Here is a 14,154-nt window from a genome sequence, read left to right on the forward strand (position 1 = left end):
CAGGTGTCTACCAAACAGGGGTCAGGTCCAACTGCTTCGCTGATGACTTCAGGACGCTTGCAGAAAGCAAAGCGCACCTTGTGCTCCTATGGTTCGGGTTTGTTCGTGAAGGCGGCAATAGAGGTCGCAGCGACACTTTTTGTGGTGGACAGTTGGATGCAGAAATCGATGGTGTTCAGCCCGGTAGAGGAGAGGGGTAACCGTGTAGCAAGTGGCGCAAGCGTCATGCAGGTGTATGCACAGCTTTTCAGCCGCGCGCCGAAGATAGTGCGGCTCTAGTGCGGGCACAAGAATATCGGCGGGCTGCGCGACGGAGCGCGGCAGTTTCTATCGGGCTAGATGCCCAACACGGACTTTGCGATGAAGAAGTAGATAATCAAGCCCGTCGCGTCACAAAACGTGGAAATGAACGGGTTAGAAAAGACAGCGGGATCCGCGCCAACCGTCTTTGCCACAATCGGCATGAGGCCGCCAACTGTCGCTGACATTGAGCAGATAAGAAACAGGGTGGAGCCGATCACGATACCGATATCGAGGCCGTAGATCACCGTCGCCAAGACGAGACCAGCCAGTCCCAGTACGGCGCCGAGCAGCATTCCGACGCGCAGCTCGCGCCACATTACAGAAAGGAGGTCGCGCGTTCGGACGTCGCCAAGCGCGAGCGCGCGGGTCACAGTAGTCGCTGCCTGGTTTCCAGTATTACCGCCCGTGCCGGTGAGGAGAGGGATGAACAGCGACAGTACAACCGCCTTGGCTAAGGTGTCCTCGAAGGAATCGAGAACCCGCACGGTCAGCAGAGCTGACACAGCGAGCACGAGCAGCCAGAGAATGCGGGAGCGAACGAGCTTGAGCAACGGCGTCGACAAGTAAGGCTGCTGGAGCGCTTCCGTACCACCGGAACGAGCAGAGTCCTCGCTGTCCGCTTCTTCCATGATGTCCGTGGCATCGTCCCACGTAAGAAGACCGACGAGGCGGTGTGAATCATCCACAATTGGCAGAGCTAGCATATCGAGGGGCAAGAACCACCGCACGGTCTCCTCGGCGTCGGCAGTCGCGTATGCATATACCGGCTCGTTCATGATGTCCTCAATGAGTACACCGCGCTCAGCCGTGAAGAGTTCGCGCAGGCTGACGACGCCCACCAGACGCCGGTCCTTGCGCGTCACCGGAACGGTATAGATGGTCTCCAGTTCATCGGCCGTATCCCGGAGCGTGTACAGGGCATCTTCCATGCTCATTTCCGGGTGAATGTCGGGCACCTCTGGCGACATACGACGCCCGACGGAGCCCTTCGTGTATCCAAGGATCACTCCGGTCACGTCGCGTTGAGTCTGGGTCAGTGAACGGAGGAGGCGATCCGCAATCTCCGCGGGCAGCTCATCCAAGAGCGCCACTCGGTCTTCGGGGTCCAACTCGTCGAAAAACTCGTAGACATCGGCGTTGCCCAGCTCATCAATGATGTCCGCTTGGTGCTTTGCATCGAGTGCGTCGAAGACTGCGATGGACTTTTCCCGCGGCAGCAGGCGGAGGGCTAGCGCAGCGCGGAGAGCATTTTGCCGCTCCACAATCGCGATGAGGTCTTGACGGGGAACGCGGGCTAAGAGCTCCTGGAGACGAGGGGCCTTTTTAGGATCGATAGCGTCTTCTTGCTTCAGCCATGCCTCTACGGTCTCGCTGGCCTGCTCAGTAGTTTCTGCCATCGCTTCGCCTTTCCACTCGACGTCAACCTCCTCAGACTACGCTATGCAGCGCTGCACGGCCTTTACGCAGATGTACTATTGCGGCATGCTTTCCCTCTACCGTGAATTTTCGGGCAATGATGTTGTTAAAACGCTACTGAGCTTCGAAGAGGCAGAGTTTCTCTTCGTCGTGGCAGACACGCCGGAGAAGTCGGTGAGCGATGACCCTTATGCTGAGGACAAAACGCACATTCAACTCATGAGCTTGCCTGGAGTCGCTTTAAAGTTGCTGCCAGAAGGAGAGCTGATTACTGGTGACGTCGCCGTGCGCTATCCGCAGCTCTTCCAGACAGTCGCAGGAAAGACACTGTGGGATCCGCGTGAAATTTCAGAACTTGAGCCTTTCAGGGTATTTCATGCTCGGGGTAGCCACCACTACCACGAGAGGAGTAAGGAACACTATGTCGATATCTGGGAGATTCTTCCAGATGTGGCCGATGCAGCCATGGAGCAGCTCCTTGCCCGGATTGACGTTCCGGTAGAGCTTGATTCCGCATTCGGTCCGTTAGTGCTCGACCGCTGTACAAATACATTCGAAGGCAGGGCAGAAGAACTCGGAGTTGATATCAGCATCGTGTATGAAGGGGAGGAGCTTCTTCTCGCGGAGAGTACGAATCTCAAGCGAAAATTCGAGGCACCCCTCACCGTGATCAACAAGGTGCTCAGTTCCGAGTTACTCGATGAGGCCCAGCGCTTTGCTGCTGCAAAGGCCCTCCGAGCCGCCAACCGTTGGCGCCACGACGTCGCCTTGTCCGAGGGCAACAGCGTCCCAGCGCCGGAACTCACTGCCAGCGACGTATACGCCAAACTCACTCCCGTTGCCGTCGAGGTTCCCCAACGTGGGAATCTCAGCGTGGAGTTTGATGATGGCTATCTTTTTGGTGGTCATCCCGTAACAGTGAAGATAAGACGCAACGGTACGCCTGCATCCCTTGAGCTCGACGCTTAGTTACTGTTCGCGCATCCGCGTGAGGACGTTGTGGGCTGAAATCAGGCACATCGGCACGCCTACACCCGGCACCGTGGTGCCACCGGCGTAGTACAGGTTGGGCAGCTTACGGGATTGGTTCCGGCCTCGAAAAAATGCGGACTGGCGCAGCGTATGTGCAGGGCCCACGGCGCCGCCGGACCAGGAATTGTACTGCTCGGCAAAGTCGGCGGGGCCGAGCGTGCGCTTGACGACGACCCTCTTCTCCAGGTCCTCAATCCCTATCCAAGCCCCCAGCTGCGCTACGGCGGCGCGGGCGATGGCGCCCACGCGGGGAGATTCCGCAGCGCCGTAGGCATCGCCATGGCCGTAGGATTCTTCTGCCGGAACGGGGACGAGGATGAAAAGATTCTCGTAGCCTTCCGGAGCCACGCCGGAATCCGTCGCGGATGTCTTGGATATGTAGATAGACTCAGAAGCTCCCAGTGGCCGCAACGGCTCAGGGCCGTGGTAGACGGCCCTAAAATCGGGGGTCCAGTCTGTGCTGAATAGCAGTGTATGGTGTGCCAGCTGCGGAAGGGCCCCCTTCACGCCGAGGAAGACTAAGACAGTTCCCAGGCCAGGGTCACGGTGGGAAAAGTAGCGTTCCGAATACGTTTGCAGTTCCTTCGGAAGCAGAGCGGTTTCTGTGTGGTGTAAGTCAGCGGCGGAGACGATGGCGTCGGCGGGGATCGTGCGGCCGTCGTCAAGCGTGACGCCCGTCGCGCGCCCGTGCGCGTGGTTGATGGCTACCACCGCCGTGCCAAGCTCGAAGGTGGCGCCCGCTGCCTGCCGCGCGATAGCGTCGACAACGGCTGCGAAGCCCCCTAAGGGGTAGCGCACGCCCTCCACCAAGTCCGTGTGGCTCATCAAAGAGTACAGTGCCGGCGCGGCCTGCGGTTCGGTGGAGAGAAACACCGCGGGGTATGTCAGCACCTGGCGCAGGCGGTAATCCTTAAACTGGGCGGCCACCAGCGCATCTAGCGAACGAGTCAGCAGCAGCGCGAGCGTGCCCAACCGGGTGAGGACGTCTTTACTGAGAAGCTGCGTGGGGTGGGAGAACGTGGTGTACAAGAAGTTGCGCAGCGCAATGGCGTATACGTCGGAGGCCCTGGTGAGATACGCGCGCACCTTGTCGCCAGCGCCCGGCTCCAAGGATTCAAAAAGCTCTGCTACGTTATCCACGCCCGTCTCTATATCTAGGGCCGCGCCGTCCTCGTTGTACACGCGATACGCAGGCGAGAGGGGGACGAGGTCCAGCTCACGCTCGGTGCTCGTCCCACAGGCCCGGAAAAATTCATCAAAAGCCTCCGGCATGAGATACCACGAAGGCCCCGTATCGAAACGGAAGCCGTCGACTTCTAGGACTCCCGCCCGCCCGCCGACGCTACGCTGCTTCTCGACGACGACCACGTCCCAGCCCTCCCGCAGCATCAACGCCGCGGTGGCAAGCCCCGCGATGCCAGCGCCGATGACGACAACCCGCTTGCCCATGTTTATTTCACCGCCGATGCAGCTGCCCGGCTCACGAGGAAGGCCTTACGCGCTGGTGATACCGACACCCTTGTCGTGAGGATCTCGACGGCGGGGGTTGCCTCGAGCTGGTCGGTGAGCTCAGTAAAGAGGGCGGTAGCCGCCGCCACGCCCATGCGGGAGCCGCGCGGCAGCAACTCGATGGCACCCTGCGCTACAGACAGGTCCTCGCGAATATCAGCGATGATGGCAGCCTTCCTCTCCTCGTCCAAGCCAGTGGGATCGGGCAGCGCTGGAAAATACGAGCGGCCGAGGTCTGCGGAGTCCTCGCGCAGATCGCGCAAGAAGTTGATCTTCTGAAACGCCGCGCCCAAGCGCCGCGCGCCTTCCTCGATGCCGGCCGGTCGCGCCTGACCGGCGTAGAAGGCATCCAAACACAAGAGCCCAATGACTTCCGCGGAGCCGGACACGTAATTCTCGAAGGAGTCGTGTGTGTGCGTGCTCTGGGTCAGATCGCAGCGCATGGAAGCAAAGAACTCTGCGATGTGCTCGTCCTGGAATCCGCAGCGCCGCGCGGAGAGCGCATACGCGTGCACCACGGGGTCGGCGTGAAAACGCTGGGAGGGGGCGGCGCGGACGGTGGCCTCGTAGGCGTCGAGAAGCACGGCGGCGTCCTGGGGAGCAAGCCCCGCGTCGACGATCTCATCGGCCGTGCGCACCATGGCGTATAAGTTACGGATATCCACGCGCACCCTGGGTGAGAGAAGCCGCGTGGCCAGGGAAAAACTGGTGGAGTAGTGGCGCATGACCTGAGCCGCGGCTGCTTCGGCACAACGGTCGTAATGCTCTAGAGCGGAAAGGGATGCGCGCATGGAGCATATTTTAGACCACACGCGTCACATAACTTACCCAGGGCAAGATAGGGTAGTGACGTTACTTTCCCCATCTATAAGGAGAACACGTCCATGACCACCCCAACGACGACTGCCGCGGCACGCGCCGTTGACCTGTTCAAACAATACGGTCAGGGAGATACCGCAGTCACCGCGTTGGACCACGTCGACGTTGAGTTCGCGCGCAATACCTTTACCGCCATCATGGGCCCGTCGGGCTCCGGCAAATCCACCCTCATGCACACTATGGCGGGCCTCGATTCGGCGACGTCCGGCTCGGCTTTCATCGGTGACACCGATATGTCGCAGCTCAGCGATAAAGACATTACCGCCCTGCGCCGCGACCGCTTGGGTTTCATCTTTCAGTCCTTCAACCTGGTGCCCACGTTGACCGCGGCAGAGAACATCACGCTGCCTACCGATATCGCTGGCAACAAGGTCGATAAGGCGTGGTTTGATGAGGTCACCACGCGTCTTGGTCTGTCCCACCGCCTGTCCCACCGCCCAGCCGAGCTCTCCGGCGGCCAGCAGCAGCGCGTGGCGTGTGCGCGCGCCCTGGTTTCCCGTCCGGAGATCATCTTCGGTGATGAGCCCACCGGCAACCTGGATTCGAACTCCTCCGCCGAGGTGCTCGACATTTTGCGCACCGCCGTGGACAAGGATGGGCAGACCGTGGTTATCGTTACGCACGACGCCAAGGCCGCCTCGTACGCCGACCGCGTGGTCTTCCTCGCCGATGGCCGCCTGGTTAATGAGCTCATGAATCCGACCATGGAGTCCATCCACGCCGTGATGGCAGAAATCGAGGGCTAGAGCATGGCCACAAAGAACACCATGCGCACGGTCTCCGTGCGCAATATTCTCGCGCATAAGCTGCGCCTTGCCCTGACCCTGCTGGCGGTGGTGCTGGGTACCGCGTTTATCTCGGGTTCCTTCATGTTCACCAACTCGCTGTCGAACACCTTCGACTCTGCGGTGTCTACCGCATTTACCGGTGTGGATGCGGCCGTGAGCCAGAAGGAAGGCGGCCCAATCCTCGACCAGAAGATGCGCGATGACATCGCCGCCGACCCCGACGTGCGCGCAGTCAACATGCAAAGCAGCCAGACCGTCGTGGTTGCCAACAAGGATGCCGAGGCCTTTCAAACCGGCGGCGGCACCTCCAGCGTGCAGCCCTACTACCCGGAGGATCAATCCGTCGGTGAGCCCGCCACGCTTGTCGACGGCTCCGAGCCCCACGGGACCGGCGAAGTCCTCATCAACGATTCCGCAGCCGAGAAGTTCGGCATTCACGTCGGCGATACCCTCCTCGTCGTGCACCCGGACCAGCGCGATGAGGTGAAGGTCGTGGGCGTCGTCAAGCCTGTGGTGGACCAGGGCCCCAGTCTGACTTTGCTCATGGAGCACGAGGCCTTCGTTGAGCGCTATGGAGACTCTTCCCAGCTGAAGGTCGCTGCGGCCGACGGCGTCGATGCCGATGCGCTCGTGGAGCACCTCAACAACACCTTCGAGGTCGAGGCGGAATCCGGCCAGAAGCTGGCCGATGAGCTGTCGGATCAGATTTCCTCTGCTCTGAAATTCGTCAACTACTTCCTCATCGCCTTTGGCCTCATCGCGCTGCTGGTGGGCACGTTTATCATCGCGAATACCTTCTCCATGATCGTGGCCCAGCGCACCAAGGAGTTCGCGCTGCTGCGCGCGCTCGGCGCATCCCGCGGCCAGATTACGCGCTCGGTGGTGACGGAGGCCTTCATCGTGGGGCTCGTCGGCTCAGCCGTCGGCGTGGTGGCAGGTATGGGTCTCGTCGCGATCATCAAGGCAGTCTTTGAAGCTAAAGACATGCCCATGGGCGGCGGTCTGGGCCTGAGCGTCAGTGCAGTAGTCGTGCCGCTGCTCTTGGGCGCGGTGGTCACCATCGTGTCCGCGTGGGCGCCGGCGCGCCGCGCGGGTGCGGTAAAGCCGGTGGAAGCCATGCGCACCACCGAGTCTGCTGCCGGTTCTTCGCTCCTCGTGCGCAGCGTGCTGGGTGGACTGTTGCTTGTCGCGGGCATTATCTTCGCGGTCCTCGGCGTGCTTATCGACGCCTCCACGGGCATCCGTGCCTCCCTCGTGGGTCTTGGCGCGCTCAACCTGATCCTTGGCTTCTTCCTGGCTGGACCGGCCATCTCCCTGCCCATCGTTCCGGCGATTGGCCGCGTGATTGGTGCGCCCTTTGGTGCGGTGGGCAAGCTAGCCTCGACGAACTCGGCGCGCAACCCGCGCCGTACCGCGGCGACCGCATTCGCTCTCATGCTGGGCGTGGCGCTGGTGACCTCGATCGGCATGTTGGGTGCGACGATGAAGGCCTCGGTGGCCGACACCGTCGAGCAGGACGCCCGCGCGGACTTCTTGCTGTCCGGCCCGACGTCTGGAAACTTTCCGACCCCGAACGAGACCGTGCAGCGCGCCAGCGATACTGAGGGCGTCGGACAGGTCGTGTCGATGAGCACAGCACCCCTGCAGGTGGATGGTCAGGCTTCGATGAACTATGGCCCGGAGATGAAGGTCAGCCAGGTCATCGATGGCAACGCCGATGACGTCCTTAACTTCACCCTGGTGGAAGGATCGTTGAAGACGGGCGAGGAGCCGGGCTTCATCGCCGAAGCCGACCTGGCTGCAGAGCAGGGCTGGGAGGTCGGCCAGAGTTATGAGCTGGCGGGCCCGGATCTGTCTCGTACCACGCAGGTGAAGCTCCTCGGCACGTATGAGCCCTTCCAGATGCTCCCGCGCTTAGCTGTCTCCGCCTCCGCGGCAACGGAGGTCGTCGACCCGACTAGCCTCAACGTCATGGTGGTCTCCGTGAACGCGGAGGAAGGCTATGACAAGGAAAAGCTGCGCGCCAACCTGGAGGAGGCCGTCAAGGACCTCGTCGTGGTGCAGGTGCGCACCGGCGAGGAATACGCAGGCGAAGCCGCCGGCATGATTGACCAGATGCTCACCATCCTTTACGCGCTGCTGGCGTTGGCTGTGGTCATCGCGATCCTGGGCATCGTCAATACCCTCACCTTGGGCGTGATTGAACGACGCCAAGAGATCGGTATGCTGCGCGCGGTGGGCACCCAGCGCCGCCAGATTCGCACGATGATCACCGTGGAATCGGTACAAATTGCTCTCTTCGGTGCGCTCATGGGCATCCTCATGGGGCTGGGGATGGGGTGGTCCTTCATCTCCGTGCTTGCGGACGAGGGCCTCGACTCCACGACGGTGCCGTGGATGATGCTCGTCGTCATGCTCGTCGGCTCCGGCATCGTCGGTGTGCTGGCGGCCCTGTGGCCGGCCCACCGCGCGGCAAAGACCCCGCCGTTGGACGCCATCGCCGACTAACACTTCGCGCGCTTAGACGCGGAGTGCGGTGAGAAGGCTAGGCCAAAAGCGAGCCGACCCACGCCCCGCGCCACGCCAGGACGATGCCCAGGCCCACCGTCCAGAAGAGATACCGCGCCAAGCGCCACCAGCGCTTGGCCTTAATCATGTCACCGAGCTCTTTGGCCAACGTGGACCATGTCGATAGCCCGCCCGCCACGCCGGCCGCGAGCAAGGGGAGGAAGAACTCGGGGGTGTGCGCGTGCGTGGCGTAGCCATAGGCCACGCCGGCCACCGCAGAGCCGATGAGGTTGGCGGCGAAGGTACACGTGGGGGAGGGCAGAACGCGGGCTAGCAGGAAGCGCCCGCAACCGCCCACAAAACCTCCGGCGAGCACAGTCAAGATGAAGAGCATCATGCGCGCCTCCGATCCTGCAGGCGGTCACCCATGAGGTAGGCCCCGGTGCAGCCGACGACCGTCGCCAGCACGTAGGCCCCCGCCTGCGCCGGCCCGAAACCTGAAGTGAGATACGCAAACGCGGCAAAGCTGGTGAACCCACCCAAGAAACCCGTGCCCCAGAACGCGGGCGGTTTGGCATAGCCCATGACAGCGCTGCCAACAACGTTGATGAGCAACAGCGGCAGCGCGCCGCCCCCGAGAAGTGAAGAAAGGCCAAAGCGGGCCAGCGCCCCGAGCGCGGTCCCGCAGCCCACAAGAAGGATCTGTGGCATAGGCACCATCCTAGTTGGGATGCGAAAACGTCGTGAAGCAGGCAAGCTTAAGGTACATCCACATCCCCAAGGAGGAAACCACCATGGCACACGAGCGCGCCGGCCAACTAGCCCAGCCTTCGGATCTCATCGATATCGCGGAGTTGGTTACCGCGTATTACACCCGCACCCCCGACGCCGATAACCCTGACCAGCAGGTTTCCTTCGGCACCTCTGGGCACCGCGGCTCCGCCTTGGACACCGCCTTCAATGAGGCCCACATCCTGGCCATCACCCAGGCCATCGTGGACTACCGCGCCGAGCAGGGCACCACGGGCGCCATCTTCATCGGCCGTGATACCCACGCCCTGTCCGAACCCGCCATGGTCTCCGCCCTCGAGGTCCTCCTTGCCAATGAACTGGAGGTTCGGGTGGATGACCGCGGCCGCTACACCCCGACCCCGGCCGTCTCCCACGCCATCCTGACCAACCCGGGCACCGACGGCATCGTGATTACCCCCTCCCACAACCCGCCGCGTGATGGTGGATTCAAGTACAACCCGCCAACGGGCGGTCCGGCGGATACCGATGCCACCGACTGGATTGCAGCAAAGGCCAACGACTACCTGCGCGCCGGGCTCGACGGTGTGAAGCGCGTGCCGGTTGACGGCGTGCTCGATGCGCGCTGCGTCAAGCACAATTACCTCGACTCCTATGTGTCCGATTTGGCCAACGTCGTGGACATGGCGGCTATCAAGGACGCCGGCATGCGCATCGGCGCGGACCCGATGGGCGGCGCCTCGGTGGACTACTGGGCGGCCATCGCTGAGCACTACGAGCTGAACATGACCGTGGTGAACCCCGACGTCGACGGCACCTTCCGCTTCATGACGCTGGATACCGACGGCAAGATCCGCATGGACTGCTCCTCCCCGGACGCCATGGCTTCGTTGGTGGATAGCCGTTCCAAGTACGACCTGGCCACGGGCAACGACGCTGATGCGGACCGCCACGGCATTGTTACGCCGGACGCTGGGCTGATGAACCCGAACCACTACCTGGCTGTGGCCATCGAGTACCTGTTTAGCCACCGCCCCCAGTGGGGAAATGCGGGCGTGGGTAAGACCTTGGTGTCCTCTTCCATGATCGACCGCGTCGTGGCCAGCCTGGGCCGGGAGCTCGTGGAGGTGCCGGTGGGCTTCAAGTGGTTTGTGCCGGGGCTTGTCGACGGCTCCCTCGGCTTCGGCGGCGAAGAATCCGCCGGTGCTTCCTTCCTGCGCTTCGACGGTACGGTGTGGTCCACCGACAAGGACGGCATCATCTTGGACTTGCTGGCCGCGGAGATCCTGGCGGTGACGGGCAAGACCCCGTCGCAGCGCTACGCGGAGCTGGCGGAGGAATATGGTGCGCCGGCCTATGCGCGCACCGACGCCCCGGCTACCCGCGAGCAGAAGGCCATCCTGAAGAAGCTCTCCCCGGAGCAGGTGACGGCTACGGAGCTGGCGGGCGAGGAGATCGTCGCCAAGCTCACCGAGGCACCGGGCAACGGCGCGGCGATCGGGGGCCTCAAGGTGACGACGGAGAACGCGTGGTTTGCCGCGCGCCCGTCCGGCACGGAGGATAAGTACAAGATTTATGCTGAGAGCTTCCGTGGCGAAGAACACCTCAAGCAGGTGCAGGAAGAAGCACAGGCGCTGGTGTCACAGGTTCTCGGAGGTCTAGGCTAGTGGTTTATGACATTTCCCCAATCCATATCGGTGCCTGACCTCATCAGCGCGCTTGCACGCTATGGAATGGCTGCCGTGTGGATTATCGCCGGCATACAGAAACTGGATGCCCGGATGGAGATGACCCAGGCCATCGAGGCCTATGGCATCTTTACCCCGGAGTGGTCCGGATACTTGGCCTACCTCATCGGGCCCCTAGAACTCATGGGTGGGGTGCTGCTGTTGTTGGGGCTGTTCTTGCGGGAGGCGTCGGCAGTCGCTGCGATGGTTGTGGTGCTGTTCATGGTGGGCATCGCGCAGGCGTGGGCGCGGGGGCTCGTCATTGATTGCGGGTGTTTTGGCTACGACCCTGCCGACGTAAGTCAGGGCATGAACTACGCACTGACGCTGCTTCGCGACGCTTTCTTCCTCGCCCTCACTGTCTGGACCATCCGGCGCCCCTACCGCCGCTATGCCCTTCACCCGTAGATTGTTAGGCTAACTCCGTGACCAAAACCAAAATCAGCGCACCACTCGTGCTCGACATCATTAGTGCATTCGCGCGATTCTATATGGCCTATGTGTGGATCAAGGCGGGGGCGTCGAAGCTGACGGATCAGCTCGCGGTGTCGCAAAGCATCAAGGCATATGAAATCTTTACCCCTGAGTGGTCGCACTACTTGTCCTACCTGATTGGCCCGCTGGAGATCTGTGGCGGCCTGCTGCTTTTGCTGGGGCTGTTTTTGCGACCATCGGCGTGGGTTGGGCAAATAGTTCTGGTGCTGTTCATGATCGGCATCGCGCAGGCGTGGGCGCGGGGACTTGGAATTGATTGCGGTTGCTTCTCCGTGAGCCCTGATGAAGACGCGCAAGTGATGAATTACATGATGACACTTCTGCGAGATGTCTTCTATTCTGTCTTAATGGTGTGGACGATCAAGCGTCCTTTCACCAAGTTTGCATTGCACCCTTAACAGCGGTGTGTAGGCTTTCATCTGTTCGAACTTAAGTCATAAAGGCAAGGTTGTTTAATGAGTACAGTCAAAGACCCCAACTCCAAAGGCAATAGTGGATTCGTCTGGGGCCTCGCTGTTCTGCTGGTTATTATTGCCGTGGTCATCGGCTACATCGTCTATCAAGGACGAGGCGCACAGACCGATGCGCTGGGGGACTACACCGCCGAGGATGTCTCCCTGGAGATTTCCCTCGCGGACAATGCGGTAACCCTCAAGTCTGCGGATGCCGCAAAGGACGCAACCGAAGTAGACCTGTACGAGGACTACTCCTGCCCGCACTGTGGTGACCTGGCGAAGGAAACCGACGAGCAGATGAAGGATGCGATTGATGCGGGCGAGCTCGTCGTGCACGTGCGCACCCTCAACTTCCTTGACGGCAGCCCAAACGGCTTGGAGAGCATCAAGTCCAACACGGGTCACTCCTCCAAGGCGGCAGCTGCGATGGAGCAGGTAGCAAAGACCGGTGATGCCAAGCTCTACTGGAACCTGCGTAAGTACCTCATGGAGAATCAGTCCAAGGTGTACAACAAGTGGGAGATGGAAGACTTCGCTGCTGCCGCGAAGGAACTGGGCGCAGATGATGCCACGGTAAAGGCCATTGAAGAAGCCCCGGTTGGTGAAGGAAACCCACTGGTGACCTCGAACTACGAAAAGCTGGAGAGCGAAACCGGCCAGGTTTCCTCGCCGCGAATCATCAAGGATGGCAAGGACATTCCGGAAGACCAGAACACGTCCATCATGGAATGGGTTGACATCGTCACTAAATAAGGCGTCCCAACTCGCGATTTGGTGAGTGAATGGGGAGCGGATATATTGATACGAGTTGCAATCGTGAAGGTTGCACCTCGTATGAGGGGCTATGGCGCAGTTGGTAGCGCACCACACTGGCAGTGTGGGGGTCACGGGTTCGAATCCCGTTAGCTCCACTTCATAATTCAATACCGCCTTGGGGCTATGGCGCAGTTGGTAGCGCACCACACTGGCAGTGTGGGGGTCACGGGTTCGAATCCCGTTAGCTCCACCGCTGGCCGCCTTCTTTCTGGAGGCGGCTTTTTCTATGCTGGGGGCATGGATGTTTTTTCAAAGACGGTTTCTTCTCCCGATCAGGCTGGTGCGGAGGCTGCCGGGCTGAGGTGGTTGGCTCAGGCGGATGAGCGAGTGGTGGCTGAGGTCGTGGGGGTTACGGGGACGTCGATAAGCACGAGGCGTGTGAGGGAGTCGCGCCCGAGTGCCGCCGCTGCGCGGGCATTTGGTGAGGCGTTGCACCGAGTGCATCAAGCGGGAGCTCCTGCTTTCGGTGCGCCACCTGTGGGGTGGGAGGGCGCCAACTTTATTGGACGGGTGGAGCAGCCCTGCGAGCCGTGCGAGCGGTGGGGTGAATTTTACGCGGAGCAGCGTATTAAGCCCTTTCTCGGGGGTCTGCCGGAAGAGGTGAGCGAGAGCGCGTTTGCGGCGGCTGATGCCATCGCGGCGGTCGATTGGGATGTTGCGCCGGCGCGCATTCACGGTGATTTGTGGGCGGGCAATGTGCTGTTCCAAGAGGATACTGCGGTCATGATTGATCCTGCTGCGCACGGTGGGCATCCGTGGACGGACTTGGCCATGCTGGAGTTGTTCGGGACGCCGTTCTATGACGAGATTCTGCGGGGTTATGGAGTGGGGGAGGAGTATCACCAGTGGGTGCCGATGCATCAGCTGCACCCGTTGTCTGTCCACGCGTTGACGCATGGCCCGGCGTACTATGCCCCGCTTGAGCGAGCCGCACGAGCCACGCTTGAGGCAGTGCGGAGAGCCTGACGATGTGGCTTTAGGTACCTGGGATCGCCGATATACCCGCGCACCTTGTTGTGGTCGGCGGGTGTCGGGGTGTGTTGGTGGTGTCCTTTCTGCGCTTCAAGGTGATGTGGGTGTTAGCTGCTGTCGGGTGGCGGGTCCGGGGGTTGGCCTGCTGCTTTTTCGGCGGTGAGTCTGGCTAGTGCTTCTTGGTATTCCGGCATCGCGGTTATCGGGGTACCCCACGGTGGGATGAAGGCCACGCCGGTGTTCAAGCGGTACATGTAGCCACGCCCGGTGGGTTTTAAAGGGTCATCATCGTTAATACCGTTGTGATAAGCACACAAGAACGTCAAGTTCTTGATGTTGGTGTAGCCACCAGCCTGCCAAGGAATGAGGTGATGGATTTGGCAGTAATCAGCTGGTTTATTGCAGCCTGGTCTGGAGCAGGTGTGGAATTCAGCGTGCAGGGTGAGGCGTTGCTTGAAGTTTGCCCCACGCTCGAGCCGCCAGGTGTTGATGGGTCCTTCAACA

The 14,154-nt window shown here is 61.2% G+C and carries 15 protein-coding genes and 2 tRNA genes; 11 read left to right on the forward strand and 6 right to left on the reverse strand.

The annotated features are described in order from the left end of the window. A partial coding sequence (locus HMPREF3009_RS13850) for a hypothetical protein (RefSeq protein WP_232761118.1) occupies positions 1-279 on the forward strand: 279 nt, incomplete at its 5' end. Positions 280-335: 56 nt separating this feature from the next. Here HMPREF3009_RS13850 and mgtE read toward each other — a convergent pair. Beyond that, positions 336-1,700, reverse strand: a complete 1,365-nt coding sequence (mgtE, locus tag HMPREF3009_RS11045; RefSeq protein WP_070681949.1) for a magnesium transporter — start codon at positions 1,698-1,700, stop codon at positions 336-338. An 85-nt stretch (positions 1,701-1,785) separates the two neighbouring features. On the opposite strand from mgtE, the gene HMPREF3009_RS11050 reads away from it, so the two are divergent. Further along, positions 1,786-2,688 (forward strand): DUF2262 domain-containing protein, encoded by a 903-nt coding sequence (locus HMPREF3009_RS11050; protein WP_230308862.1) that lies wholly within the window; start codon positions 1,786-1,788, stop codon positions 2,686-2,688. Here HMPREF3009_RS11050 and crtI read toward each other — a convergent pair whose 3' ends face one another. After that, the gene (gene crtI, locus HMPREF3009_RS11055) at positions 2,689-4,200 is read right to left on the reverse strand and encodes a phytoene desaturase family protein (protein ID WP_070681955.1); all 1,512 of its coding nucleotides are present in this window, start codon (positions 4,198-4,200) and stop codon (positions 2,689-2,691) included. It lies immediately after the preceding gene. A gap of 2 nt (positions 4,201-4,202) precedes the next feature. Then, positions 4,203-5,051 carry a phytoene/squalene synthase family protein gene (locus tag HMPREF3009_RS11060; protein WP_070547169.1) on the reverse strand — a complete coding sequence of 283 codons (849 nt, stop codon included), beginning with the start codon at positions 5,049-5,051 and terminating at the stop codon, positions 4,203-4,205. Positions 5,052-5,144: 93 nt separating this feature from the next. Here HMPREF3009_RS11060 and HMPREF3009_RS11065 point away from each other — a divergent pair, with 93 nt between their 5' ends. After that, positions 5,145-5,885, forward strand: a complete 741-nt coding sequence (locus HMPREF3009_RS11065) for an ABC transporter ATP-binding protein (RefSeq protein WP_070547170.1) — start codon at positions 5,145-5,147, stop codon at positions 5,883-5,885. Positions 5,886-5,888: 3 nt separating this feature from the next. Further along, positions 5,889-8,435 carry an ABC transporter permease gene (locus HMPREF3009_RS11070; RefSeq protein WP_070681958.1) on the forward strand — a complete coding sequence of 849 codons (2,547 nt, stop codon included), beginning with the start codon at positions 5,889-5,891 and terminating at the stop codon, positions 8,433-8,435. Positions 8,436-8,472: 37 nt separating this feature from the next. Here HMPREF3009_RS11070 and HMPREF3009_RS11075 read toward each other — a convergent pair whose 3' ends face one another. Together HMPREF3009_RS11075 and HMPREF3009_RS11080 are read right to left on the reverse strand one after the other, a co-directional pair. Continuing rightward, positions 8,473-8,832 carry a fluoride efflux transporter FluC gene (locus HMPREF3009_RS11075; protein ID WP_070681961.1) on the reverse strand — a complete coding sequence of 120 codons (360 nt, stop codon included), beginning with the start codon at positions 8,830-8,832 and terminating at the stop codon, positions 8,473-8,475. After that, a complete protein-coding gene (locus tag HMPREF3009_RS11080) occupies positions 8,829-9,146 on the reverse strand; it encodes a fluoride efflux transporter family protein (RefSeq protein WP_070681964.1) in 318 nt (105 codons plus the stop codon). Before HMPREF3009_RS11080 ends, HMPREF3009_RS11075 begins: the two co-directional genes overlap by 4 nt. Positions 9,147-9,229: 83 nt before the next feature. Here HMPREF3009_RS11080 and pgm point away from each other — a divergent pair, with 83 nt between their 5' ends. The 7 genes from pgm to HMPREF3009_RS11115 all read left to right on the forward strand — a co-directional run bounded on the left by pgm (position 9,230) and on the right by HMPREF3009_RS11115 (position 13,644). Then, entirely contained in the window at positions 9,230-10,852 is a 1,623-nt protein-coding gene (pgm, locus tag HMPREF3009_RS11085) for a phosphoglucomutase (alpha-D-glucose-1,6-bisphosphate-dependent) (RefSeq protein WP_070681967.1), read from the forward strand. A gap of 6 nt (positions 10,853-10,858) precedes the next feature. Next, entirely contained in the window at positions 10,859-11,320 is a 462-nt protein-coding gene (locus HMPREF3009_RS11090) for a MauE/DoxX family redox-associated membrane protein (RefSeq protein ID WP_070681970.1), read from the forward strand. 17 nt (positions 11,321-11,337) lie between these two features. Beyond that, complete coding sequence (locus HMPREF3009_RS11095; protein WP_070516121.1) at positions 11,338-11,805, forward strand: MauE/DoxX family redox-associated membrane protein; 468 nt, start codon at positions 11,338-11,340, stop codon at positions 11,803-11,805. 57 nt (positions 11,806-11,862) lie between these two features. Continuing rightward, the gene (locus HMPREF3009_RS11100) at positions 11,863-12,615 is read left to right on the forward strand and encodes a DsbA family protein (RefSeq protein ID WP_070681973.1); all 753 of its coding nucleotides are present in this window, start codon (positions 11,863-11,865) and stop codon (positions 12,613-12,615) included. An 85-nt stretch (positions 12,616-12,700) separates the two neighbouring features. Then, positions 12,701-12,773, forward strand: a tRNA-Ala gene (locus HMPREF3009_RS11105). Between the two features lie 22 nt (positions 12,774-12,795). Next, positions 12,796-12,868, forward strand: a tRNA-Ala gene (locus HMPREF3009_RS11110). Between the two features lie 47 nt (positions 12,869-12,915). Continuing rightward, positions 12,916-13,644 carry a fructosamine kinase family protein gene (locus HMPREF3009_RS11115; RefSeq protein ID WP_070681976.1) on the forward strand — a complete coding sequence of 243 codons (729 nt, stop codon included), beginning with the start codon at positions 12,916-12,918 and terminating at the stop codon, positions 13,642-13,644. Positions 13,645-13,757: 113 nt separating this feature from the next. Here the strand turns inward: HMPREF3009_RS11115 and HMPREF3009_RS13165 are convergent. Then, positions 13,758-14,154: HNH endonuclease signature motif containing protein (locus tag HMPREF3009_RS13165; RefSeq protein ID WP_198531140.1), on the reverse strand; the 397-nt coding region annotated here is incomplete at its 5' end.

The organism is Corynebacterium sp. HMSC034H07 (assembly GCF_001815175.1).
GTDB classification, from domain to species: domain Bacteria; phylum Actinomycetota; class Actinomycetes; order Mycobacteriales; family Mycobacteriaceae; genus Corynebacterium; species Corynebacterium hiratae.